The 23,756-nt window shown below is 70.8% G+C and carries 24 protein-coding genes; 10 read left to right on the top strand and 14 right to left on the bottom strand.

The features are described 5' to 3' along the window. Positions 1–10 precede the first annotated feature (10 nt). Positions 11–1,315: a DUF6986 family protein gene (locus OG798_RS10755; RefSeq protein ID WP_328756869.1), complete on the bottom strand. Its 1,305-nt coding sequence runs from the start codon at positions 1,313–1,315 to the stop codon at positions 11–13. A gap of 182 nt (positions 1,316–1,497) precedes the next feature. Here OG798_RS10755 and OG798_RS10760 point away from each other — a divergent pair, with 182 nt between their 5' ends. Further along, entirely contained in the window at positions 1,498–2,388 is an 891-nt protein-coding gene (locus OG798_RS10760) for an endonuclease/exonuclease/phosphatase family protein (RefSeq protein ID WP_121416953.1), read from the top strand. Positions 2,389–2,450: 62 nt separating this feature from the next. Here the strand turns inward: OG798_RS10760 and OG798_RS10765 are convergent, their stop codons facing one another. From OG798_RS10765 to OG798_RS10780, 4 genes are all read right to left on the bottom strand, one after another. After that, positions 2,451–3,413, bottom strand: coding sequence for an electron transfer flavoprotein subunit alpha/FixB family protein (locus tag OG798_RS10765; protein WP_067372924.1), 963 nt, complete (start codon positions 3,411–3,413; stop codon positions 2,451–2,453). 76 nt (positions 3,414–3,489) lie between these two features. Then, positions 3,490–4,275 (bottom strand): electron transfer flavoprotein subunit beta/FixA family protein, encoded by a 786-nt coding sequence (locus OG798_RS10770; RefSeq protein ID WP_328756870.1) that lies wholly within the window; start codon positions 4,273–4,275, stop codon positions 3,490–3,492. 219 nt (positions 4,276–4,494) lie between these two features. Further along, the gene (locus OG798_RS10775; protein ID WP_095856177.1) at positions 4,495–5,031 is read right to left on the bottom strand and encodes a flavin reductase family protein; all 537 of its coding nucleotides are present in this window, start codon (positions 5,029–5,031) and stop codon (positions 4,495–4,497) included. A 206-nt stretch (positions 5,032–5,237) separates the two neighbouring features. Then, positions 5,238–5,651: a TlpA family protein disulfide reductase gene (locus tag OG798_RS10780; RefSeq protein ID WP_095858271.1), complete on the bottom strand. Its 414-nt coding sequence runs from the start codon at positions 5,649–5,651 to the stop codon at positions 5,238–5,240. Positions 5,652–5,726: 75 nt separating this feature from the next. Between OG798_RS10780 and OG798_RS10785 the strand changes: the two genes are divergently transcribed. Together OG798_RS10785 and OG798_RS10790 are read left to right on the top strand one after the other, a co-directional pair. Beyond that, the gene (locus tag OG798_RS10785; RefSeq protein WP_328756871.1) at positions 5,727–6,143 is read left to right on the top strand and encodes a DUF4395 domain-containing protein; all 417 of its coding nucleotides are present in this window, start codon (positions 5,727–5,729) and stop codon (positions 6,141–6,143) included. Positions 6,144–6,328: 185 nt separating this feature from the next. Further along, positions 6,329–7,057 (top strand): lysophospholipid acyltransferase family protein, encoded by a 729-nt coding sequence (locus OG798_RS10790; RefSeq protein WP_328756872.1) that lies wholly within the window; start codon positions 6,329–6,331, stop codon positions 7,055–7,057. A 147-nt stretch (positions 7,058–7,204) separates the two neighbouring features. On the opposite strand, the gene OG798_RS10795 is transcribed toward OG798_RS10790, so the two are convergent. From OG798_RS10795 to OG798_RS10810, 4 genes are all read right to left on the bottom strand, one after another. Next, the gene (locus OG798_RS10795; RefSeq protein WP_328756873.1) at positions 7,205–7,777 is read right to left on the bottom strand and encodes a transglutaminase domain-containing protein; all 573 of its coding nucleotides are present in this window, start codon (positions 7,775–7,777) and stop codon (positions 7,205–7,207) included. A gap of 84 nt (positions 7,778–7,861) precedes the next feature. After that, entirely contained in the window at positions 7,862–8,935 is a 1,074-nt protein-coding gene (locus OG798_RS10800; protein ID WP_095856174.1) for a threonine aldolase family protein, read from the bottom strand. After that, the gene (locus tag OG798_RS10805) at positions 8,932–9,690 is read right to left on the bottom strand and encodes an SDR family oxidoreductase (RefSeq protein ID WP_095856173.1); all 759 of its coding nucleotides are present in this window, start codon (positions 9,688–9,690) and stop codon (positions 8,932–8,934) included. The genes OG798_RS10800 and OG798_RS10805 overlap by 4 nt, the downstream gene beginning before the upstream one ends. A 35-nt stretch (positions 9,691–9,725) precedes the next feature. Then, complete coding sequence (locus tag OG798_RS10810) at positions 9,726–11,123, bottom strand: DUF6421 family protein (protein ID WP_095856172.1); 1,398 nt, start codon at positions 11,121–11,123, stop codon at positions 9,726–9,728. 425 nt (positions 11,124–11,548) lie between these two features. Here OG798_RS10810 and OG798_RS10815 point away from each other — a divergent pair, with 425 nt between their 5' ends. Further along, positions 11,549–12,232 (top strand): glycerophosphodiester phosphodiesterase, encoded by a 684-nt coding sequence (locus tag OG798_RS10815; RefSeq protein ID WP_095856171.1) that lies wholly within the window; start codon positions 11,549–11,551, stop codon positions 12,230–12,232. A 3-nt stretch (positions 12,233–12,235) separates the two neighbouring features. Here OG798_RS10815 and OG798_RS10820 read toward each other — a convergent pair whose 3' ends face one another. Continuing rightward, positions 12,236–12,790 carry a GNAT family N-acetyltransferase gene (locus OG798_RS10820; protein ID WP_095856170.1) on the bottom strand — a complete coding sequence of 185 codons (555 nt, stop codon included), beginning with the start codon at positions 12,788–12,790 and terminating at the stop codon, positions 12,236–12,238. Positions 12,791–12,874: 84 nt separating this feature from the next. Between OG798_RS10820 and OG798_RS10825 the strand changes: the two genes are divergently transcribed. Next, positions 12,875–13,267 (top strand): VOC family protein, encoded by a 393-nt coding sequence (locus tag OG798_RS10825; protein ID WP_097226619.1) that lies wholly within the window; start codon positions 12,875–12,877, stop codon positions 13,265–13,267. Positions 13,268–13,356: 89 nt separating this feature from the next. Then, positions 13,357–14,121, top strand: a complete 765-nt coding sequence (locus OG798_RS10830; protein ID WP_067372884.1) for a VOC family protein — start codon at positions 13,357–13,359, stop codon at positions 14,119–14,121. A gap of 19 nt (positions 14,122–14,140) precedes the next feature. Here OG798_RS10830 and OG798_RS10835 read toward each other — a convergent pair whose 3' ends face one another. The 3 genes from OG798_RS10835 to OG798_RS10845 form a co-directional block, all read right to left on the bottom strand. Further along, positions 14,141–16,738, bottom strand: coding sequence for a cellulosome protein (locus OG798_RS10835; RefSeq protein ID WP_328756874.1), 2,598 nt, complete (start codon positions 16,736–16,738; stop codon positions 14,141–14,143). Positions 16,739–16,845: 107 nt separating this feature from the next. After that, positions 16,846–17,337 carry a MarR family winged helix-turn-helix transcriptional regulator gene (locus OG798_RS10840; RefSeq protein WP_095856167.1) on the bottom strand — a complete coding sequence of 164 codons (492 nt, stop codon included), beginning with the start codon at positions 17,335–17,337 and terminating at the stop codon, positions 16,846–16,848. 1,010 nt (positions 17,338–18,347) lie between these two features. Continuing rightward, positions 18,348–20,036 (bottom strand): FUSC family protein, encoded by a 1,689-nt coding sequence (locus OG798_RS10845; protein WP_328756875.1) that lies wholly within the window; start codon positions 20,034–20,036, stop codon positions 18,348–18,350. Between the two features lie 198 nt (positions 20,037–20,234). Here OG798_RS10845 and OG798_RS10850 point away from each other — a divergent pair, with 198 nt between their 5' ends. The 4 genes from OG798_RS10850 to OG798_RS10865 all read left to right on the top strand — a co-directional run bounded on the left by OG798_RS10850 (position 20,235) and on the right by OG798_RS10865 (position 23,358). Beyond that, positions 20,235–20,804, top strand: a complete 570-nt coding sequence (locus tag OG798_RS10850) for a DUF5134 domain-containing protein (RefSeq protein WP_267061058.1) — start codon at positions 20,235–20,237, stop codon at positions 20,802–20,804. Positions 20,805–20,902: 98 nt separating this feature from the next. Beyond that, complete coding sequence (locus OG798_RS10855) at positions 20,903–21,838, top strand: M56 family metallopeptidase (RefSeq protein WP_267061059.1); 936 nt, start codon at positions 20,903–20,905, stop codon at positions 21,836–21,838. Between the two features lie 67 nt (positions 21,839–21,905). Beyond that, positions 21,906–22,589, top strand: a complete 684-nt coding sequence (locus tag OG798_RS10860) for a phosphatase PAP2 family protein (protein ID WP_267061060.1) — start codon at positions 21,906–21,908, stop codon at positions 22,587–22,589. 73 nt (positions 22,590–22,662) lie between these two features. Next, positions 22,663–23,358, top strand: coding sequence for an HAD family hydrolase (locus OG798_RS10865; protein WP_121416948.1), 696 nt, complete (start codon positions 22,663–22,665; stop codon positions 23,356–23,358). Between the two features lie 110 nt (positions 23,359–23,468). Here the strand turns inward: OG798_RS10865 and OG798_RS10870 are convergent, their stop codons facing one another. Beyond that, a complete protein-coding gene (locus OG798_RS10870) occupies positions 23,469–23,714 on the bottom strand; it encodes a DUF2630 family protein (RefSeq protein WP_067373507.1) in 246 nt (81 codons plus the stop codon). Between the last annotated feature and the right edge of the window lie 42 nt (positions 23,715–23,756).

The raw sequence follows: 23,756 nt of genomic DNA on the forward strand, positions 1-23,756 counted from the left end.
GCAGGGAGCTTCACTTCCCTGAGATGGTCAGATCGCCGCGCCTCGGCACCGCGAAACCCTCAAGGTCGGCCCTCGTCAGACCCGTCACCCTCGCCATCTCCGCGATGTCGAGGGCACCACAGTCCAGGCCGCGCAGGAGGTAGCCGCTGAGGGCCTTGGCGGTGGCGGGTTCGTCCATGACGTCGCCGTCGGTGTGGTTGGCGTAGCGGGAGAGGCGGGCGGCCGCCTGTTCGAAGCCCTCGCGGTAGAAGGCGAAGACGGCGGCGTAGCGGGTCGGGATGTGGCCGGGGTGCATGTCCCAGCCCTGGTAGTAGGCGCGCGCCAGGGCGCGGCGGGTGAGGCCGTAGTGGAGGCGCCAGGCGTCGTGGACCTTCTCGGTGGGGCCGATCGGCAGCACGTTGGTGGAGCCGTCCGAGACGCGTACGCCGGTGCCGGCGGCCGCGACCTGCATGATCGCCTTGGCGTGGTCGGCGGCCGGGTGGTCGCTGGCCTGGTAGGCCGCGCTGACGCCGAGGCAGGCGCTGTAGTCGAAGGTGCCGTAGTGCAGTCCGGTGGCTCGGCCCTCGGCGGCCTGGATCATCCGGGCGACGGTCGCGGTGCCGTCGGTCGCGAGGATGGACTGGCTGGTCTCGATCTGGATCTCGAAGCCGATACGGCCGGGCTCCAGGCCGCGCGCCTTCTCGAACTCCTCCAGGAGCCGGACCATCGCGGTGACCTGCTCGGCGTACGTCACCTTGGGCAGCGTCAGCACGAGCCCCGCGGGCAGGCCTCCCGACTCCATCAGGCCCGTCAGGAAGATGTCGAGCGTGCGGATGCCCCGGTCTCGTACCGGCGCCTCCATGCACTTCATGCGGATGCCCATGTACGGGGCCGCCGTGCCGTTCTCGTACGCCTCGGCGATCAGGCGGGCCGCGCGGGCCGCCGCCTCGTCCTCCTCGGCGTCCGGGCGCGGGCCGTAGCCGTCCTCGAAGTCGACCCGCAGGTCCTCGATGGGCTCGCGCTCCAGCTTGGCGCGTACGCGGTCGTAGACGGGTTCGGCGAGGTCGTCGGTGAGGCCGAGGACGGCGGCGAAGGACGCCGCGTCGGGGGCGTGCTCGTCGAGGGCGGCGAGGGCCCGGTCGCCCCAGGAGCGGATGGTGTCGGCGGCGAACACGTCGCCGGGGACGTACACGGTGTGGACGGGCTGTCGGGTGCCGGGGTCTCCGGGGTAGCGCCGCGCCAGTTCGGCGTCGACCGGGGCGAGGGAGGCGCTGATCTCCTCGCTGACGGCGCCCGCGAGGCTCGTCGCCACGTTCTCCTGCTGGCCCTGACCCATCCCACACCCTCCAGTTTTCCGCTCCACGGAATCAACAATCCGTAGAGCGAAGTTATCCATGGCCCTTCCCGATGGTCAACACCTGTCCACGGCATGGTCCGTCATGTGCACTCCTGCACCACGCCTTCTTTCGCGTCGCGGGGCACACCCCTCATGCTGGCCCCGAGGGGAGGGGATCACACATGTCGAACACCCGCAGAGTGACGCGACGCATGGGTCTGCGGACGGTGGTGGCCGCCGCGGTCGCCGTACCCCTGCTCACCACGGCGTCCGCCTCCGCCAGCCGGCGCGGCGGCCACCGTCTGGAGGTCATGACGTTCAACCTGCGCTTCGCGAGCACCGCCGAGCCCAACAGCTGGGCCGTGCGCCGCCCGGTGATGCGCGAGCTGTTGCGCCGGGAGGCGCCCCACGTCATCGGCACCCAGGAGGGCATCTACCAGCAACTGCGAGACATCGATTCCGACCTCGGACCGCACTACGACTGGATCGGCACGGGCCGCGTGGGCGGCAGCCACGACGAGGCGGTGGCGATCTTCTTCGACACCCGTCGGGTGACACCGGTCGAGCACGACAGCTTCTGGCTCTCCGACACCCCCGAGCTGATCGGCTCGAACACCTGGGGCGCCGCCTTCCCGCGCATCGTCACCTGGGTCCGCTTCCGCGACCTGCGGGACGCACGGGAGTTCTATGTGCTCAACACCCATCTGGACCACGCGAGTCAGTACGCACGCATGCGTGCCGCGCGCCTGATCTCCGAACGCATCGCGCGCTTCGACCGGGCTCTGCCGCTCGTCGTGACCGGCGACTTCAATGCCGCCGCCCACCAGAACCCGGTGTACGAAGCGATGCTGGGCGCCGGGCTCGTCGACACCTGGGACACGGCGGCCGAGCGCGGCACGCTCTACGGGACCTTCCACGGCTACCAGCCGCTGACGCCGGACGGCGACCGTATCGACTGGATCCTGGTCGGACCCGGGGTGACCGTGCACCGGGCGGCCGTCAACACCTTTTCGGTGGACCGCCAGTTCCCGAGCGACCATCTGCCCGTGCAGGCCTGGCTGAGTCTGGCATGAGCGAGGCCCCCGTGACCGCGCGGGCGGTCACGGGGGCCTCGTACGGCCGGAGCCGGACTCGATCAGCCCTTGCGGGTCTTGATCTCCTCGGTGAGCTGCGGGACGACCTCGAAGAGGTCGCCGACCACGCCGTAGTCGACCAGGTCGAAGATGGGCGCCTCGGCGTCCTTGTTGATCGCCACGATCGTCTTCGACGTCTGCATACCGGCGCGGTGCTGGATCGCGCCGGAGATGCCGGAGGCGATGTACAGCTGCGGCGAGACGGACTTGCCGGTCTGGCCGACCTGGTTGGTGTGCGGGTACCAGCCGGCGTCCACCGCGGCACGCGAGGCGCCCACGGCCGCGCCGAGGGAGTCGGCGAGGTTCTCGATGATCGAGAAGTTCTCGGCGCCGTTGACACCACGGCCGCCGGAGACCACGATCGCGGCCTCGGTCAGCTCGGGGCGGCCGGTCGACTCGCGCGGGGTACGCGCGGTGACCTTGGTGCCGGTGGCCTTCTCGGAGAAGGAGACCGCGAGGGCCTCGACGGCGCCCGCGGCCGGGGCGGCCTCCACGGCGGCCGAGTTCGGCTTGACCGTGATGACCGGGGTGCCCTTGGCGACACGGGACTTGGTGGTGAAGGAGGCGGCGAACGCGGACTGCGTGGCCACCGGGCCCTCGTCGCCGGCCTCCAGGTCGGTCGCGTCCGTGATGATGCCGGAGCCGATGCGGATCGCGAGGCGAGCCGCGATCTCCTTGCCCTCGGCGGAGGACGGGACGAGCACGGCGGCCGGGGAGACGGCCTCGTACGCGGCCTGGAGCGCGTCCACCTTCGGGACGACCAGGTAGTCGGCGTACTCGGCGGCGTCGTGCGTGAGGACCTTGACCGCGCCGTGCTCGGCGAGCGCGGGGGCGGTGGCCTCGGCGCCGGAGCCGAGGGCGACGGCGACGGGCTCACCGATGCGGCGGGCCAGCGTCAGCAGCTCCAGGGTGGGCTTGCGGACGGCGCCGTCCACGTGGTCGACGTAGACGAGAACTTCAGCCATGGGACTTCTTCTCTCCTGCTTACGAAAGATGAGGGGCGGTCAGCGAGTGGAGGTTCAGCGAGCCTCGAACGGGCCTTTAGATGAACTTCTGGCCCGCGAGGAACTCGGCGAGCTGCTTGCCGCCCTCGCCCTCGTCCTTGACGATCGTGCCGGCCGTGCGCGCCGGGCGCTCGGTCGCGGAGTCGACCTTGGTCCAGGCGCCCTCGAGACCGACCTCGCCCGCCTCGATCTCCAGGTCCTCCAGGTCCCAGGACTCCACCGGCTTCTTCTTGGCGGCCATGATGCCCTTGAAGGAGGGGTAGCGCGCCTCACCCGACTGGTCGGTCACCGACACGACCGCCGGGAGGGAGGCCTCCAGCTGCTCGGACGCGCTGTCACCGTCACGACGGCCCTTGACGACGCCGTCCTCGACGGAGACCTCGGAGAGCAGCGTGACCTGCGGGACACCCAGGCGCTCGGCCAGCAGGGCGGGGACGATACCGGCGGTGCCGTCGGTCGAGGCCATGCCGGAGATGACCAGGTCGTAGCCGGCCTTCTCGATCGCCTTGGCGAGCACCAGCGACGTGCCGATCGCGTCGGTGCCGTGCAGGTCGTCGTCCTCGACGTGGATGGCCTTGTCCGCGCCCATGGAAAGCGCCTTGCGCAGGGCGTCCTTGGCGTCCTCGGGACCGACGGTCAGCACGGTGATCTCGGCGTCGTCCGCTTCGTCGGCGATCTGCAGCGCCTGCTCCACCGCGTATTCGTCGAGCTCCGAGAGCAGACCGTCCACGTCGTCACGGTCCACGGTCAGGTCATCGGCGAAGTGCCGGTCGCCAGTGGCGTCGGGCACGTACTTCACAGTGACAACGATCCTCAAGCTCACGCCGGCTCTCCTACTGCATCGTCATTTCTGGGCTGCCTTCTTTCAGGCAGCATAGGCGCCTGAAGCGGCCGATCCCGGTCGGGGCGACCCGCGCTCCGAACGAAATATTACTCGCCAGTACACCCAGTTCCTGCCCACTAAGCAAGCGCTTTGAACTGTGACCTTGGCAACGCTGCGTAACCGACGAGTAGGACTCACCAGTAGGACCGGCGAGTAGCTTCAGTCGCGCAGGCCGTTGAAGCGCCCCTGGTGATACAGCAACGGGCGGCCCGCGCCCGACGGATCACCGAGGACGACCTCGGCCAGCACGATGCGATGATCCCCGGCCGGCACCCGCGCCGCGACCCGGCAGACGAGCCAGGCCAGTACGCCGTCGAGGACGGGAACACCTTCCGGGCCCTTGCGCCAACGGGTGGGCGCGCCGAAGCGGTCGGCGCCGCTGCGGGCGAAGGTGGCGGCGAGTTCCTGCTGATGCTCGCCGAGTATGTGGATGCCGACGTGCTCGGACTCGGAGATCGCGGGCCAACTGGAGGCGCCGACACCGATGCCGAAGGAGACGATCGGGGGCTCGGCGGAGACCGAGCTGAGCGAGGTGGCGGTGAAGCCGACGGGACCCGAGCCTCCCTGCGCCGTGATCACGGCGACACCGGCCGCGTGCTGCCGGAAGACGGAGCGCAGGAGGTCGGGTGAGGCGAGTTGCGCATCGGGAGAGGGAGAGGCGAGCCGAAAACTGTCCAGGTCGGGCGTGGCCGTCATGGAGTCGTCCTTCTGCGAGGGGTGACGTGGGGGTCCGTGGGTGCTCAACAGACCGGACAGCGCGCACTCGCGGTGCGGGCCAGGTCCACGTGGACGCGCTCGAAGAGAAGGAGTTCCGGGGGCATACGGTCAGGTTGACGATAGGTGGTGCGTGCAGTCAAGTACGTCCGGTCATCTGCGAGATGCCTCACCATGATCGCCACGAGTCAGACGGCCTCTCCCAGCGCCGCGATCACATCCGCCTTGCGCGGCTGTCCGGTCGCGCGCCGCACGATCCGTCCGTCGGCGTCGAGGACGAGCACGGTCGGGGTCTTGAGGATCTCGAGTTCGCGGACGAGTTCGAGGCGGTCCTCGGCGTCGATCTCCACGTGGCGCACGCCCGGGACCATTCCGGCCACCTCGGTGAGCACCCGCCGGGTGGCCCGGCACGGAGCGCAGAAAGCGCTGGAGAACTGGACGAGCGTGGCCCGTTCACCGAGCCCCTCCCCCAACTCCGCCGCGCCGAGCCGCTTTCCACCGTCACGCCCGCGCACTCTCACCCTCCCGCTCCGCCGCCGTTGCAGCACTCCGAACGCGCTCGCCGCCGCGAGCACCACCACGCACACCACAAGTCCGGTCATCTCCAGCACAAGCATTCACGAGACCGCAAAGATTCCCGGGTCCACGGACCGCCCTTCATACGGAATGCTTGATTCATGGACATTGACGCAAGAGGGCCGCGGTTCGGTGCGGCCGTGACGACCGTCGTACTGGCGGCCGTTCTCATCACCGGCAGCACCTGGCTGTTGGCCTGGCAGGTACTGGCGTTCGCGCTGGGCGCCTCGGGCGGCGTGGCGCGCTCCCCTTACGGCTGGCTGTTCCGCACGGTCGTACGCCCCCGACTCGGGCCGCCCGCACAGTACGAGTCGCCGCAACCGCCGCAGTTCGCGCAGGCCGTCGGGCTGGTGTTCGCCGTGGTGGGGCTGATCGGTTTCACGGCGGGGCCCGACTGGCTGGGGTTCGCCGCGACCGGCTGCGCGCTGGCGGCCGCGTTCCTCAACGCGGCGTTCGGATACTGCCTGGGCTGCGAGATGTACCTGCTCGTACGTCGGGTGACGGTACGCGCCCAGTGACGGTGAGTTAGAAGTCCGAGGTCGATCAGGGGACACGTGACGAGGATCTCGCCGCATCGCGGCACTGGGACTGGCCACTCGTCCGTTCTTGGGGCACGATCTGCGCAATGCCGTAAACCTACGGCTGCGTAACTTTCCCGCCGGGAGACCCCTTCCCGAGCAGAGAGAAAGGGTCCACCCCGTCCATGGCAGAGCTTGTCTACCGTCCCGTCGTCGGTCTCGCCCAAGTGTTGTTCAAGGCCTGGGACCTCAAGATCGACTGCAAGGGATCGGAGAACATTCCGCGCTCGGGCGGCGCCGTGCTGGTCAGCAACCACATCAGTTATCTGGACTTCATCTTCGACGGTCTGGCCACCTTGCCACAGAAGCGCCTGGTGCGTTTCATGGCGAAGGAGTCGGTCTTCCGGCACAAGATCTCCGGTCCGCTGATGCGGGGCATGAAGCACATCCCGGTGGACCGCAAGCAGGGCGAGACGGCGTATCAGCACGCGCTGGATTCACTGCGGTCCGGCGAGATCGTCGGCGTCTTTCCCGAAGCGACCATCTCCCAGTCCTTCACCCTGAAGAGCTTCAAGTCGGGTGCCGCGCGCATGGCCCAGGAGGCCGGCGTGCCGCTGATCCCGATGGCCCTGTGGGGCACCCAGCGGCTGTGGACCAAGGGCCACCCGCGCAACTTCAAGCGCAGCCACACCCCGATCACCATCCGGGTCGGCGAACCGGTGGAGGCGCCGCAGGACCAGTACGCGGGCGCCATCACCCGGCGACTGCGCGAGCGTGTCCAGGAGCTCCTGGAGGCCGCGCAGCGCGCCTATCCGGTCCGCCCCAAGGGCCCGGACGACACCTGGTGGATGCCCGCGCACCTCGGCGGCACGGCGCCGACCGCCGAAGAGGTGAAGGCGGCCGAGGCCCGCTGAATCGTCACGCCGGGGCGTGGCCGGTGATCCGCGCCGCGCCTCGGGGCTGAACTTCTCCAGGAGTGCGGCGAGTTCGGCCCCGCCGCACCCCACCGCGCCTCGTCGCACCCCACCCATCGCCCGCGTCCGGGTGAGGGGTGGTCGGCCTCAGAGCGCGGCGGGAAGCGTCTTCCAGAGGTGCGGCCGGTCGGGGGCGGCCTTGAGGACGCTCAGCACGACCGGGTGAGGTTCGGCGTACAGGACCGGATAGTCGAGTTCGTCGAACTCGGGGTCGGGCGTGAAGGCCAGCCGCTCGCCGTCCAGGGAGAACTGGGCGTCCACGCCCGGCTTGTTGCCTCGGGGGTCCTGCCGGTGCCAGGCGCCGTTGAACCGCACGGCGACGAGCCCGTGCACCTCGTCGAACTTCTGGTAGCAGAACGCCGTCGGGATGTCCTCGGCCCGCAGCAGAGCGGCCAGGGCGTGGGCCTTCGCGTAGCAGATGCCGGTGCGCCGCTCCAGCACGTCGGAGGCACGCCAGGTGACCCGAAGATCGCCGGAGTCCTGCGAGTGCGGGATGGTGTCGCGCACGAATTCGAAGGCCGCCCGCGCATAGGCATACGAGTCGACGGCCCCCTTGGCCAGCCGCGCGGCCGTCTCCTGTACGAGCGGATGGTGATGGTCGATGACCTCGTCGGCGGCCAAGTAGGCAGACAGGTCGGCGGTGTTCTGGATCAGCTCCATGCCCGGAGAGCATAGGAATGCGATCACCTGAGAGTCAATGACTTTTCAGGTGACCGCATATCTATGCAGACACTGGTGTCCGGGCTACGCGTGAGCCATCTCCTCCTTGAGCGCCGCCACGAACCCGTCGACGTCGTCCTCGGTCGTGTCGAAGGAGCACATCCAGCGGACGTCTCCCGCCGCCTCGTCCCAGAAGTAGAAGCGGTAGCGCTTCTGGAGCCGCTCGCTCACGTCGTGCGGGAGACGCGCGAAGACGGCGTTGGCCTGGACCGGGTGGAGGATCTCCACGCCGTGCACCGCGCGCACGCCCTCGGCCAGCCGCTGGGCCATCTGGTTGGAGTGGCGGGCGTTGCGCAGCCACAGGTCCTTGGCGAGCAGCGCCTCCAACTGCACGGAGACGAAGCGCATCTTGGAGGCGAGCTGCATGGACAGCTTGCGCAGGTGCTTCATGTGACTGACCGCGTCCTGGTTGAGGACGACGACGGCCTCGCCGTACAGCGCGCCGTTCTTCGTCCCGCCGAGGCTCAGGAGGTCGACGCCGACCGCGTTGGTGAACGTCCGCATGGGGACGTCCAGGGAGGCGGCCGCGTTGGCTATCCGGGACCCGTCCAGGTGCACCTTCATGCCGTGCGCGTGGGCGTGGTCGCAGATCGCGCGGATCTCGTCGGGCGTGTAGAGGGTGCCCAGTTCGGTGCTCTGGGTGATCGAGACGACCTGCGGCATCGCACGGTGCTCGTCGTCCCAGCCGTAGGCCTGACGGTCGATCAGCTCGGGGGTGAGCTTGCCGTCGGGCGTGGGCACGGTGAGCAGCTTGAGGCCGCCCATGCGCTCGGGGGCGCCGCCCTCGTCGACGTTGATGTGCGCGCTCTCCGCGCAGATCACCGCGCCCCAGCGGTCGGTGACCGCCTGGAGCGCGACCACGTTCGCGCCGGTCCCGTTGAAGACCGGGAAGGCCTCGGCGGTGGCGCCGAAGTGGCTGCGGATGATCTGCTGGAGGTTCGCCGTGTAGTCGTCCTCGCCGTACGCGACCTGGTGCCCGCCGTTGGCCAGGGCCACGGCGGCGAGCACCTCGGGGTGAGCCCCCGCGTAGTTGTCGCTGGCGAAGCCGCGGACGGCCGGGTCGTGGTGACGCCGGGCGTCGGTCTTCGGAGGGTTCACGGCTTCTCGGTCAGCCACAGACGGTTTCCGTTCACTTCACCGGCGGGCCGCGACCAGACGTCGGCGATGGCCTCGGCCAGATCCTCGACGTCCGTGAAGCCCGCGAACTTCGCGTTCGGGCGCTCGGCGCGCATCGCGTCGTGCACCAGTGCCTTGACCACCAGGATGGCAGCCGCCGAAGTCGGCCCCTGCTCGCCCCCGGCCTTGCGGAAGTAGTCGGCCATGGCCAGCGTCCACGCCTCGGCGGCGGCCTTGGCGGCGGAGTAGGCGGCGTTGCCCGCGGTGGGCTTGCTCGCGCCGGCCGCGCTGATCAGGAGGTAGCGGCCACGGTCGCTGCGCTGCAACGCCTCGTGGAACGCGAGGGACGTGTTCTGCACCGTGCGGATGAGCAGCAGCTCCAGGAAGTCCCAGTCGTCGAGGCTCGTCCTGGTGAAGGTCTCGCTGCCCCGCCAGCCGCCGACCAGATGGACCAGGCCGTCGACATGGCCGAAGTCCTTCTCGACGCGGACGGCCCACTCGCGGGTCGACTCGAGATCGAGCAGGTCGACCGTGTCTCCCACGACGGTGGCGCCGCCGTGCCCGTAGCGGGCCGCGTCCACGGCCTCCGCGAGCCGCTCGGGATCGTTGTCCGATCCGATGACGGTCGCGCCCGCGTCGGCGAGCCTGGCCAGCGTCGCGCGCCCGGCGGGTCCACCCGCTCCGGCGACCGCGATCACCGCGCCGCTGAGAGGTCCGTTGCCGTTTCCGTGTGCCATCGCCTTCGCCTCCTGAACATCCCCGGTACGAGCGCTCACGCGGCGGCCCGCTCGGCGCTCGTCGCGGTGATGCCCTTGGTGGAGGCGATCACGTTCTTCAGTTTCTTGGAGAGCGCCTCATAGAACATGCTCAGCGGAAACTCGTCCGGAAGCACGTCGTCGACGAGCTTACGGGGCGGCTGGGTCAGATCGAGGGCGTCCGGGCCCTTGGCCCAGCGGGAGCCGGGGTGCGGGGCGAGGTAGGTGGAGACGAGCTCGTACGCCTTGAACCAGTGGACGAGCTTGGGACGGTCGATGCCGGCCCGGTAGAGGTCCTCGATCTCGGCGCACAGCTGGTTGGTGATCCGCGGGGCACGCTGCCAGTCGATGTGCAGCTTGTTGTCGGTCCAGCGGACGACGTCGTGCTGGTGCAGGTAGGCGAAGAGGAGCTGGCCGCCGAGACCGTCGTAGTTGCGGACGCGGTCGCCGGTGACGGGGAAACGGAACATCCGGTCGAAGAGCACCGCGTACTGCACGTCACGGCCGTGCTGGTGGCCCTCGGCCTCCAGCTTCACGGCCTCCTTGAAGGCGGTGAGGTCGCAGCGCAGCTCCTCGAGGCCGTACATCCAGAACGGCTGGCGCTGCTTGATCATGAACGGGTCGAACGGCAGGTCGCCGTGGCTGTGGGTGCGGTCGTGGACCATGTCCCACAGCACGAAGGCCTGCTCGCAGCGGTCCTGGTCGTGGACCATCGCGGCGATGTCCTCGGGCAGCTGAAGGCCCAGGACGTCCACGGCGGCGTCGGTGACGGCGCGGAAGCGGGCGGCCTCGCGGTCGCAGAAGATGCCGCCCCAGGAGAATCGTTCCGGCGCCTCGCGCACGGCGATCGTCTCCGGGAAGAGGACGGCCGAGTTGGTGTCGTAGCCCGCCGTGAAATCCTCGAAGGTGATGCCGCAGAACAGCGGGTTGTCGTAGCGGGTGCGCTCCAGCTCCGCCAGCCAGTCCGGCCAGACCATGCGCAGCACGACCGCCTCGAAGTTGCGGTCCAGGTTGCCGTTCTGCGTGTACATCGGGAAGACGACCAGATGCTGGAGACCGTCCTCGCGGTGCGCGGCGGGCTGGAAGGCCAGCAGGGAGTCCAGGAAGTCGGGCACCTGGAAGCCACCGTCGACCCAGCGGCGCAGGTCCTTCACGAGCGCCTCGTGGTACTCGGCGTCGTGCGGCAGCAGCGGGGCGAGCCGCTCGATGGCGTCTATGGCACGGCCTACGGCCCGATCGACATCGGCCGCGTCCGGGGCACCCTCGGCCTCGAAGTCGATCGACCCGTCCTTGGACTGCCAGGGCCGGATCTCCTCCACGGCATCCTTGAGCACAGGCCAAGCCGGGTGCTCCACCACCCTGCCCACGGGAGGAACCCGCTCCTCCAGACCCACTGACACAAGAATTTCCGTCATCTCTCACCCTCCACGGGAGAACCTCGCGTATGCACACCGTATGTAAACGAGGTTCCTTCCCGCAAGGGGAGACTCGATAGATTATCCTGCACCACCCCTACTTCACCGCTCTTTTTCCTGCCGGATACCGTGGGGGCGATTACTTCCCCTATAGGGCGCCGGGTACACGGACATCCGCGGGAAGGACCGGGAAGTGGCAGGAGCAACGGCTCCGGGCGCTCGGGGTCAACCGCCACGAGACTCGCCCACGCCCGGGTGACGCGCCCCGGCGGCAACGGCCCGCTCTCCCCTTGCGGCAGACACGCCCTGCCTGGCGTACGAGCGGGTACATCGCGCGGCGGGACGATTAGGCTGCGGCCTTGCCGCGTGGGTGCCGCCGAGACCACGCGCGAGCCGAGCCGCCGTCGACGGAAGCGAGTCGAATCTTGAACTTCCTCACCATCGGTCATCGCGGAGTGATGGGTGTAGAACCCGAGAACACCCTCCGTTCCTTCATCGCCGCCCAGCACGCGGGCCTCGACCTGATCGAACTCGATCTGCATCTGAGCAAGGACGGCGCGCTGGTCGTCATGCACGACGCGGACGTGGACCGTACGACCGACGGCTCGGGGCCGATCGCCGAGATGACCCTCGCCGAGCTGCGCGCCCTGGACGCCGGGCACGGTGAGCGCGTGCCCGTCTTCGAAGAGGTCCTGGACACCATCAGGGCGCCGCTGCAGGCCGAGATCAAGGACACGGCGGCGGCGCGGGCGCTCGCCGAGGTGATGCACCGGCGCGATCTGGTGGGGCGGGTGGAGGTGTCGTCGTTCCACGACGAGGCGATCGCCGAGATCACTCGGCTCGTGCCGGGCGTCCGCACGGCGCTCATCGCGAGCCGCTACGGCATCGATGTCGTGGACCGCGCCGTGGAGGTCGGCGCCGCCACCGTCTGCCTCAACATCCGCCGGCTGACCCTGGAGGTCGTCGAGCACGCCCGCAAGGCGGATCTGCGGATCATCGGCTGGGTGGTGAACACCCAGGACCACCTGCGGCTGGTGCGGGCCCTGGAGCTGGACGGCGCGACCACCGACTATCCCCAGATCAAACGCACCGGCCGCTTCACGGCCTGAGGATTACTGAGCGGGCTGCGCCAGGGGCTTGACCAGCAGCTCGAACTGCAGGTCGTCGCGCTGCGGAATGCCGAAGCGCTCGTCGCCGTACGGGAAGGGAGTCATCTTTCCCGTACGGCGGTAGCCGCGCCGCTCGTACCAGGCGATGAGGTCCTCGCGTGCGGAGATCACGGTCATGTGCATCTCCGCGACACCCCAGGTCTCGTGGGCGTGCCGCTCCGCCTCGGCGATGATCACCTTGCCGAGTCCGCCGCCCTGGAGTGCCGGGCTGACCGCGAACATGCCGAAGTAGGCGTGGTCGCCGCGGTGTTCGAGCTGGCAGCAGGCGACGACGGCGCCGTCCCGCTCCACGGTCAGGAGGCGGCTGCCCGGCGACTTGATGACGGCGAGCACGCCCTCCGGGTCGGTCCGCTGACCTTCGAGGATGTCCGCCTCCGTGGTCCAACCGGTCCGGCTGGAGTCCCCGCGGTAGGCCGACTCGATCAGCGCGACGAGGGCGTCCACATCGGCGTCGGTGGCATCGCGGAAGGTCAGTCCGGTGGCGGCGGCGGTGTCCATGGAACGGTTCTCCGAAATCTCTGGCGCGGCACGGGCACCGCTGAGCGTAACGCCCCCACCCTTGAGGCCCTAGGCTCCGGGTGCATGGTGCATGTACTGAGCAGTCGGATCCTTCTGCGGCCCACCGACCCGGAGCGCTCCCGCTTCTTCTACGGCGAGCGGCTGGGGCTCGCCGTCCACCGGGAGTTCGGGACAGGGCCCGAGCGCGGCACGGTCTACTTCCTCGGCGGCGGCTTCCTGGAGGTCTCGGGCCGCTCCGCGACCCCGCCCTCGCCCGCGCTCAGGCTGTGGCTCCAGGTGGCCGACGCCGACGCGGCGTACGAGGAACTGTCGGCGGCCGGGGTCGACATCGTGCGCCCGCCGGTGAAGGAGCCGTGGGGGCTGATCGAGATGTGGATCGCGGATCCGGACGGTGTCGAGATCGTGCTCGTGGAGATCCCGGCGGATCATCCGCTGCGCTACCGCCCCGGAATCTGAGCGCACGACGCCCTGCGCCGGATGGCCACGGCCAGGGCACGGGCATAGCGTGCTGGAGGGGCCTTCTGGCGCAAGGGCGGAGGAACGTCATGAAGCTCGACAAGCCGGTGACCGGCGGTCCGTGCTGGACCGAACTCGGGACCAGTGATCTGGAGGCGGCCAAGCGCTTCTACGCCGATCTGTTCGGCTGGCGCCCGGAGACCGACCCGCGCCAGGAGGCGGGGGGCTACACGGTCGCGCACCTCGGCGACGCACCGGTCGCGGCGATCTCCCCGCTGTACCAGGAGTCGCAGCCCGTCGCCTGGAACGTGTCCTTCGCGGTGGCCGACGCCGACACCGCCGTGGACGCGGTGCAGGCCGCGGGCGGCACGGTCGTCCTCGGCCCGATGGACGTGTTCGACGTCGGGCGTTTCGCAGTGGTGTTCGACCCGACCGGCGCGGCCTTCCAGCTGTGGCAGGCGCGGGCCTTCCCGGGCGCGGGGCTGTTCAACGCGCCGGGCGCGCTCGGCTGGGTGGAACTGCTGACGCGCGCCCCGGACCGGGCCGTCGAGTTCTACACCACGGTCTTCGGCTGGACCGTGAACGCCTCCGAGCACTACACGCAGTGGGGCATCGAGGGAGCCGACTTCGGCGGCATGGTGGCGATGGACGACAACTTCCCGCACGCGGTGCCGCCGCACTGGCTGCCGTACTTCGCCGTCGAGGACGTGGACGCCACCGCGAACGCCACCGTCGGGGCGGGCGGCAGCATTCTCATGGAGCCCACGTCCGTGCCGGACGGCCCCCGGATCGCCGTCCTGCGGGACCCGCAGGGGGCGTTCTTCGGGGTTCATGTGGCGGGCGAGGAGGGCTAGCCGGACGCTCGACCGGACCTCATGCCAGGGGTGTCACCGCCACCTGGTCGATGACCGGCGCGTACGCGGAGCGCTGATGGTGGGCGTTGGTGGTGTCGCCGTCGAAGTCGGGCCGTTCGTCGGCGGTGAACGTGAGGGTGTTGGTGCCCTCGTTCAGGGTGACGGGGACGGCGAGGTCCCAGAAGTTGTTGAAGTGGAAGGTGGTGGGGAAGAGGATCCGGTGCGCCGGCGCCCCGTTCACGGACAGGTCCGCGTGGCGGCAGACCGGATCGGGGTTGTAGTGGGTGGCCGGGGGCTGCTCGCCGTTGGAGTAGCGGACGGTCAGGGCATGACGTCCGGTGCGTGTCGCCGTGACGATCAGGGTAAGGGCGTTGTCCGGCCCCCGACCGATTCCCTCGACCGCCTTCCCGCCGGTGGCGAAGGTGTGGGCGCCCGTCACCTTGGCCTCGCCCGTCACCGTGCCCTCCTCGGCGGGGTACACGGTGGTCTCGAGGCGTCCGGTTCCCGGTCCGACGCACAGCCGGTCGAGGACGACGCGCTCCGAAGTGCCGGTCACCGTCACCTTGTTGATGCCGCCTGCCAGGAACAGCGGGATCCCGTCCCGGTCGAGACCTCCGACCTCCACCCCGTTGACCGTCAACAACCCTTCTCCCAGTCCGATTTGATCAACCGTCACGAACGCCTCGCCGTCGGCGGCCGCGTGCACCCAGAATGTGGCGGTCCCTCCCGGCGGCAGCAGTACGGCACCCGGCCCGCGGGCGCCGCGGTGCTCGTACGTCACGCGGGCGCCGGCGCCGAGGTCCGCGTACACGGCCTCGTACAGCGCGGGCGCGGTCACGTGCGCGTCCCGCAGGACGAGGTCGATCCGGTCGATGATCGCGTCGCCCTTGGTGGCGCCGAGGTCAGGGTCCCGCGCGGACAGGGTGAGCGTGTGCGCGCCCGCCGTCAGCTCCACCCGGGTGTCGGTGTGCCCCCAGACGACCGGCTTGTAGCCGAGGGGGAGGCGCAGCTCCTGGGGGTCCGCTCCGTCGACACGCAGGAAGACATTGGTGGGGCCCTGCTCCCGCACGAGTTCGTGGAGGTTGTGGGAGTTGGCGAGGACACTCAGGTCGTACGTACCGTCCTGCGGGACCTCGACACAGAAGGCGACGGCGAGGTCGGAGCCGGTGCGCAGTCCGCCGACGTGGTAGGTGCCCGAGGTGGCGAACCTGTCGACGTCGGAGGGGGATCCCTCGGGCCCGTTCCTCGAGTGACCCTCGCCCGTGCAGGTCGCGTTCTCCGCGTGGTACGACCGGCGCCAGCCGATCGAGGGCGGCGCGAGGACCCCGTCGCCGCCGGGCGAGAGGATCACCTCGTAGGCGGACATCGCGTCGAGGTCGGCGAGGGGAAGGAGCACCCTGCCTTCGCCGACGGGCAGTTCGAGGTCCTTGATGCGCAACGGCTGTGCCGAGGCGCCGACTTGGCCGGTCCACGGGATCTCGTGGAGCCTCGCGTGGACCGTGCCGCCGAAGATCTCGGCGGGGACGTTCTCGAAGACGAGATCCGCGGCGCCGCCGCTGCCGCCGAACAGGGCGCGGGCCTGGCGCTTGTCCCGGTCGAGCGTGGCGACGCCCTGGAGGGTGTACTGGGCATTGGGGTGCGGCGCCCGTACGTGGACCGTGCGGCCGGTCATCCGGCCGTAGGTGTGGAACAGCCACCACTGGCCGTTGCCCTTGTTCGCCTCGACCGCCGAGTCGTTGAGGTTGCCGTCGATGTTCCAGTACGCCATGTCGGCGTCGATCTTCGACTCCTCGATGGCGGAGATCCACTGGATCATCTGCCCGGGCACGGACAGGTGGTAGTTGTGCGCGTACTCGTTGATGTTGACGGGGAGGGGGCCGATACCCAACTCCCGCTCCATGTCGCGGTACTTGGCGACGTTCGTACGGATCGCGGCGGGCGTCGACAGCTCGTGCCAGGTCACCACGTCCGGGAGGACGTCGTGGGCCTTGGCGAACTCCAGGAAGCCCCGCACCTCCTCGTACAGGACGCAGGTGTTGGGGCCCGCGATGCGCGCGTGCGGGTCGAGGTCCTTGATGAGGTGGTGGAGGTCCTTCCAGGCGGCGAAGTAGTGCCGCGGGTCGGTGTGCCAGGAGGTCTTGTCGTAGCTCCACTCCCCCGTGCCGAACATGTTGCCTTCGGGTTCGTTGAACGGTACGTAGACGATGTGGGACTTGAGGGCACCCGTCGTCAGGACCTGCCTGACCTGCTTCTCCACCCTGGCCCGGTAGTCGGCGAGGCGTTCCTCGCCGGTGGCGCCCGGCCACTGGTAGGGGAAGCCGCGGTAGATGTCGGTCATGTAGAGGTAGACGTCCCTGCCTCCGCAGTCCACGAAGGAGGGCAGGATGTCGAGGGCGTCGGCGCCGGGGTGCTGGGTGCCGTCCTGGGCCTTGGTCGACACCGTGCGCACGTACATGCCCTCGACCACGTTGCGACTGGGCACTCCGTCGCCGTACAGGCCGTAGAGCGTGCCGCTCGCCCCGCCGTGGAAGGCGCCGGTGTCGGTGCCGAGGTCGATGGTGAGCGTCTCGGTGTCTGCTGCCACTGCGCCTCCGCGGTCACTCTGCTTGTTCGACATCCCGTACGTCAGCCGGAACTCCGAACCGGGCGAGCCTGAACGTAGGAGCGGCGCGCGGCTCGTGTCAACGGCGAGTGCCCTCGAAGCGAGTGGACCCCCGGGACGCCTCAGACGCGGGGCACCCCGAGACGGCCTTCGAGCTGACCGAGCAACTCACCGAGCAGGTCGGCGAGTTCGCGTTGGCGGGCGAGGTCGATCCCGGACAGGGCCGTCGTCTCGTAGGCGAGCTGCTGGGGCAGGATGCCGTCGACGAGGTCGCGTCCCGCGTCGGTGAGCCGGACGTGCGCGACCCGGCGGTCACGGGTGTCACCGCGGCGCTCGACCAGGCCGCGCTCGGTCAGTTGCTTCAGGCGCTTGGTGACGGCGGCACCGGAGGAGAATGTCTCGCGGGCGATCTCACTGGGGGTCAGCTCGTGACCGGTGCGGCGCAGGGTCCCGAGGACGTCGAACTCCGGACGGGTGAGCCCGGCCCGACGCAACGGGGCGTCCTCGGCCTGCTGGAGCAGCGCGGCCGAGCGGTTGATCCGGCCGATGATCTCCATCGGCCCGGTGTCGATCCCGGGATGCACAGCCTGCCACTGCCGCACCACGGCAGCCATGGTGTCGACCGGGGGCGGGGTGCCGGGGGGTGCGGTGGTGGGGGTGCCTGAGGGGGTCTCGGTACCTGAGTGGGTCTCGGTACCTGAGGGGGCCTGGGGACCAGACGGGGGCTGGGGACCTGAGGCGACTGGGCTGCCTGAGGGGGCCGGGGCGCCCGAGACGGCTGGGCTGTCCGAGGAAGCCGCAGTGCCCGGGGCGGCCGGGCCGCCTGAGGCAGCTGGGCTGCCCGAGGCAACCGGGGTACCCGCGGCAACCGGGCTGTCCGAGGGAGCCGAAGTGCCCGAGACGGCCGGGCCGCCTGAGGCAGGAGCGCCCGATGCGGCCCGAGCGCCCGAGGCAACCGAGGCAGTCGAGCTCCCCGACGGAGCCGGGGTGCCCGAGGGAGCCGGGGTACCCGAGGGAGCCGGGGTACCCGAGGGAGCCGGGGTACCCGAAGCGGCCGGGCTCCCCGACGGAGCCGCAGTGCCCAAGGGAGCCGGAGTGCCTGAGGCGGCTGGGCTGCCCGAGGCAACCGGGCTGGTTGACGGAGTCTGGGGAGCGGTCTCGGTGTTCGTTGCGGTGCCGGGGCGGACGGCGGGCGTGTCCGCCCCGGCCGGCCCGAACGCGCGCGCGGGCCCGGAGTCCGGCTCCGCCGACGACGACCGGCCGGCCTGCGGATGCGCCGGTGTGGACCCCCCGGCCGGGGTACCCGCGTCGGCCGCTTCTCCGGTCCCGTTGTCCGTCGACGCCACCTCTCCGCGTGGAGCACTCGCCGAGAGCCCGCGTCCGGCCGAGTCGCCCGACGGGCCGCGCCCACCGACGCGCGCCTCCGCCGACGCCGACCGCCGGGTCGCCGGACTGTCCGCGCCGGCAGCACCACCGACCACGGCGCCCGCCGAACCCGACCGCCCAGCCGGGGGCTCGCTCATCCGACTCGGCTGCCCGTGCGGCGCCGCGTGCCGAGGTGTCGCCGGGGTCGCAGTGCCGCTCTGGCCGAGTGCCGCGTCCGTCGCGCGCCCATCCGCTGCCGTCATGCCTGTGCGCCCTCCAAGGAGTGCAGTCCCTGCCGCCGTACCGTCGCCGCGAGCGTACGGTGTCCGGACTGCTCGGCCCGCATCACCCGCTCCTCCGGCAGGGCGCGTTGCCACCATTCGCCGGCGGCGGCGTCGGCGGTGGCGCGCAGTTCGACGACGGCGCCGGACAGCGCGCGGCGGGCGGACTCCAGGGCGCCGGGTTCGGGACGCTCGGCGTCGAGCAGGCCCACGGCACGTTCACGGGCCCGCTCGACGGCGTCGAGGGCGTCCTCGATACGGGCGCCGGCCCGCCGGTTGGTGACCGCGACCGCCGCGCCAAAGCCGACCAGCGCACCCACCAGGGTGTCCGCGACCCGGTCGGTCATCAGCTCACCGGACTGCTGGACGCGGGCGAACTCGGTGATGAGCAGCGCCATGGGGGTCACGCAGATGCTGCCGAGCCAGTAGTTGCGGCCGATCAGGGCCTCGGCGCCGAAGTTGAGGGCGAGGCACAGCAGGACGAGGACCGCCTGGCTGAGATGGGCCAGCGGGGCGAGCACGGCGAAGAAGAGGACGCCGATCAGGTTACCGACGACGCGCTGCACTCCCCGGCTCCAGGTCAGGGTGACGTTGGCCTGGTAGAGCGAGGCGGCGGTGACCAGCGCCCAGTAGGGGCGGCCGACGCCGAGCGCGAGCGACGCGTATCCGGCGAGGGCACAGCCGAGCGCGGTGCGCAGGGCGATCGGGGCGAGTGGGCCCAGACGACGGAACAAGGGGTTCGGGGGGACGGCGAGTTCGACTTCCACGCCCAGGAGTTCGTCGGCGGCTTCCCCGAGGTCGTCCGGACGAGGTACGGGCCCGGTGCCCCGTACCTCGCGCGCCCACGTCCGCAGCCGCTCGGGCTCCGTGTCGGCGGGCGCGGTGATCGCCACCTCGGCTCGCACGACGAGCCGTTCCAGGGCGCGCCGGGGCGCACTGCGGGCGCCGGTGGAGAGCAGCGAGTGCCAGGCCCCGTGCACGGCGGCGGCCGCGGCGGCGCGGGCCCGGGCGGCCCCGTCACCGCTGCCCGCTGTCTCGGCGTAGGTGGCCGCGGCGTTCAGCGCGTGCGCCGTCGCACGGCGCTCGGGCCCGTGCGGGCGGACGAGTCCGGGTGCCATGCCGACGATCCACGCCCAGGCGCCCGCCGCGGCGCCCAGCGCGAGATGGCCGGGAACCTGGCCGAGCGTCTGTGGCACGAACAGGGACGCGGAGCTGATGAAGGCGAGGACCACGTGACCGGGCGGCCCGATGCGCGTGGCGTCACACAGCGCCTTCTGCACAGCAGCCAGCAGCGCGCCGACGGTGACCAGCACGACGGCGTTCGTCGTGAGCGAGGCCGCGGTCAGCGCGACGGCGAGGCCGCCGAGCATGCCGAGGACGACCCAGGCGAGCGCGCGGGCGCGGGCGGCGTACGGACGGTTGTGGGCGTAGAGCGCGCAGAGCGATCCGGCCATGGTGTACATCGCCAGGTCCAGTCGGCCGAGCGCGAGAAGCGTCAGATTCGGCGGGGCGACCGAGGCGACCACGCTCAGTGCGGGCTTGAACCAGATGTCGGCGGGGCGGCCGAGCCGCAGCACACCGGCCAGCGGGAGACGACGTCCATGAGAGCGGTGACGTCCATGGGGACGGCGGCGTACACGGGGGATCTGGGGGGTCGCACTGCTCATAGCTTCAAGCTTAGCAGGTGTTTTACTAGTGAAATATATTCTCCCGTCACCGCCCACCCACGCCCACCTGCGACGCACTCCCGCACGCTCCCCCGTGTACACCTGTGCGCTCGCTTGCGCACCGCCCTGACCGGGCATGACCTGACCGACTGTCCGACATCAACGACTGTCCGACTCCGTCGAGCGGGGAGGTACGCGGTGCACGGACCGGCGTCACCCGGCTGGCTGCTCGTAGCGCTGTGCGCGGCGAGCGGGGCCTACTGCCTGTTGCGGATGCGCAGCCCCGTCGAGGAGCAGCGCCGCACCGCGGGCGCCGAGGCGCTCATGGGATTCGGCATGGCCGCGATGGCCGTGCCCGCGGCGGCGGCCACCCCGCCGCGCTGGGCCTGGTTCGCGTACGCCGCGGTGTTCGCTGCCGCCGCGCTGCGCACCCTGTGGTCGGTCCGCAGCAGCCCGCACCATCTGCACCATCTGGTCGGGGCCTGCGCCATGGTCTACATGGCCGCCGCGATGGCCGCCTCCCCCGGGCACCACGAGCACGGCGGCGGTTCCGGGATTCCGCTGGTCACGGGGGCGCTCCTGGTCTACTTCGTCGGGTACGTGCTGCGCTCCGGGGCCCGGCTGTTGCCGGTCTCGGCAATGGCCGGCGACTCGGGGACGCTCGGCGGCACCCCCCGGACCCTCGGCTGGGGCGACCGCCCCGAGCTGTCACAGGCATGCCGTCTGTCCATGGGGATCGCGATGCTGGCCATGCTGGTCACGCTCTGAGCGCCACTCCGGCCCCGGCCACGCAAAACCGTGGCGTACGTCACTTTGTCGTCGCGGGCCGTATCCCCCGGCGACGCTCCGCTCATAGGCTTCACCTCATGATGGTCCCCGCGGCACTGTTGCTGCTCGGCGCCCTGGCCGCCGTGGTCGCTCCACGACTGCTCGCCCGGGCGGAGTGGCCGGACCATGAACCCGTGGTCGCCCTGTGGGCGTGGCAGTGCGTGGTGGCGGCCGTTCTGTTGTGCTGCGTCCTGTCGATGACGCTCAGCGCGGCCGCCGCGTGGGTGGCGGTGCGCGGCCATGTCTTCGCCCCCGCTCCGCACTCCGTCGTGGAGGCCTACGCGTTGAGCAAGGGGAGCCCGTGGGCCGCGACGACCGCCGTGGCGCTCGCCTGCGGCGGTGCCTGGACCGCGGCGATGCTGGTCCGCGAGGTGCTGCGGGCCCGGGCCCACCGTCGGCAGAGCCGTGACGAACTCCTCGTACGCGCACCGCTGTTGCCCGGTGAGGAGCCGAGCAGTGACCGGCTGGTGGTGCTGGAGGGCGAGCGTCCTGACGCCTGGTGGCTGCCCGGAACCGCTCCCCAACTCGTCGTCACCACAGCCGCGTTGCGCCGTCTCAAAGGGCGTCAGCTGGACGCCGTGCTCGCCCATGAACAGGGTCACGCGCAGGCCCGGCACGACTGGCTGCTGCACTGCTCGGCCGCCCTCGCCGTCGGTTTTCCGCAGGTGCCCGTGTTCGCCGCGTTCCGCGACGAGATGCACCGCCTGGTCGAACTCGCCGCCGACGACATGGCCTCCCGCCGCTTCGGCCGCCTCACGACCGCCCTCGCGCTGGTGGAACTGAACGAGGACCGGGGCGTGTTCGGCCCCTGTCCGACTCCACAGGCACACGTCCCGCAGCGGGTGCACCGCCTGCTCGCTCCCCCGGACCGGCTGACGCCGTCGCGGCGGCTGCGGCTGACGGCGGCGGCCACGCTGGTGCCGGTGATCCCCCTGCTGGTGGCGTTCGTACCGGGCCTGCGGGCGCTCGGCTAGCTGCAACAGCGGCGATTCGGCGCCACGGGGTTGGCCCCCGGCCCCGTACGTCGGTGAGGATCACCGTATGTGCTCCCCGCCCCTCGACCCACCGCTTGGTACCCCGACTGCACGGACCGCGGCAGTCACCGCGGCGGTGCTCGCCGTTCCGTCCGTGCTGCTTCTCCTGCTGGTCGCGTTCTCCTGGCGACCGCTGTCGGCCCTCGACGGCGACATCGCGCGTACCACGCACCGCTGGGCGGTCGACGAACCCGGTGTCACCCAGGTGTTCCGCGTTCTGACGGACTGGGTGTGGGACCCGTGGACGATGCGCGCGCTGGGTGCGCTGGTCGTGCTCGGGCTGGTGTGGCGGCGTTCGGCGTGGTGGCCGGCGCTGTGGGTGACGGCCGCCGGTGTGCTGGGCACGGTGGCGCAGCAGTCACTGAAGGCGGCGGTCGGCCGGGCACGCCCCGTCTGGCCCGACCCCGTGGACTCCGCGCACTACGCGGCCTTCCCCTCGGGCCACGCCATGACCGCGACGGTGGTGTGCGGGCTGCTGCTGTGGCTGCTCCAGTTGTACGGCGCCGGGCGCGCGCTGCGGCGTACGGCACTGGCGCTGGCCGTGGTCTCCGTCGTGGGTGTCGGCCTGACCCGTGTCTGGCTGGGGGTCCACTGGCCCTCGGACGTCCTGGGCGGCTGGCTGCTCGGTGCGCTGGTGGTCGCCCTGGCGGTGATGACCCATGAGCGCCTCTTCGGCTCGGAACGTACTTGACCGGCACGGAGCGTGCTCGACCCGCCCGGAGCGTGCTTGACCGACGCGGAGCGCGCCCCGAAGGATCTCCCTCATGACGATCAAAGGCGTGCTCTTCGACTTCTCCGGAACCCTGTTCCGTGCCGAACCGACCGAGTCCTGGCTGCGCGCGGTGCTCAGGGACGCCGATCTCACCCTGCCGGAGCGGGAGTTGACCGAGGCGGCGGAGGCCCTGGAGGCGGTGGGCGCGCTGCCCGGCGGTGGCGTCGCGCCCCGGCTGCCGGAGGGCTCGGAGGACTTGTGGCGCAGGCGGGACGCGAGCGCCGAGGAGCACCGGGTCATGTACACGGCGATCTCCCGCCAGGTGCGGCTGCCCGATGCCCGGTTGCACGACGCGCTGTACGACCGTCACATGCTCCCGGCGGCGTGGGGGCCCTACCCCGACACGGCCGAGGTGCTCGACACCCTGTGCGAGCGCGGGGTCGCGGTCGGCGTGGTCAGCAACATCGGCTGGGATCTGCGGCCCGTCTTCCGTGAGCACGGCCTCGACCGGTACGTGGGCGCGTACGTACTGTCGTACGAGCACGGCATTCAGAAGCCTGACCCACGGCTGTTCGCGACCGCCTGCGAGGCGCTGGGCATCGCCCCCGAGGACACGCTGATGGTCGGGGACGACCGCCGCGCGGACGGGGGTGCGGCGGCGCTGGGCTGCGCGGTGCACTTCGTGGACCACCTGCCCGCGGCGCGGCGCCCGGAGGGACTGCGGCCGGTGCTGGACCTGGTCGGCTGACCCGTGCGCCTTCCCGGGAGCGCCCGCGGGCCCGGAGGCCGTCGATGTCGGCCTGGAGACCCGGGGGCGGCCCGGAGGTGCGGAGGCGGCCCGGAGGCGGCCCCTCACGATCAGCTCTGATAGCCCTCGACCTGCGAGGACGGTCGTACGCGCGCCTCGTCCGGGTTCTCCCCGAACTCGGACTTCGCGCGCCGCTGGCGCAGCAGGTCCCAGCACTGGTCGAGCTCGCGCTCCAGTTGTCCGAGCCGTTCGTGTTCCGTGGCGCTGTCGATCTGCCCTGATGCGGCGGCGTCGCGCAGCCGCCGCTCGTCGTCCACCATCGCCGTGATCTTGGCCAGGATCTGTTCTTGATCCATCTCCACCCGCCTCCTCGGCACTTTCGCCCACTCTAAGGAGGC

This window comes from Streptomyces sp. NBC_00271, from assembly GCF_036178845.1.
Taxonomy (GTDB): Bacteria; Actinomycetota; Actinomycetes; order Streptomycetales; family Streptomycetaceae; genus Streptomyces.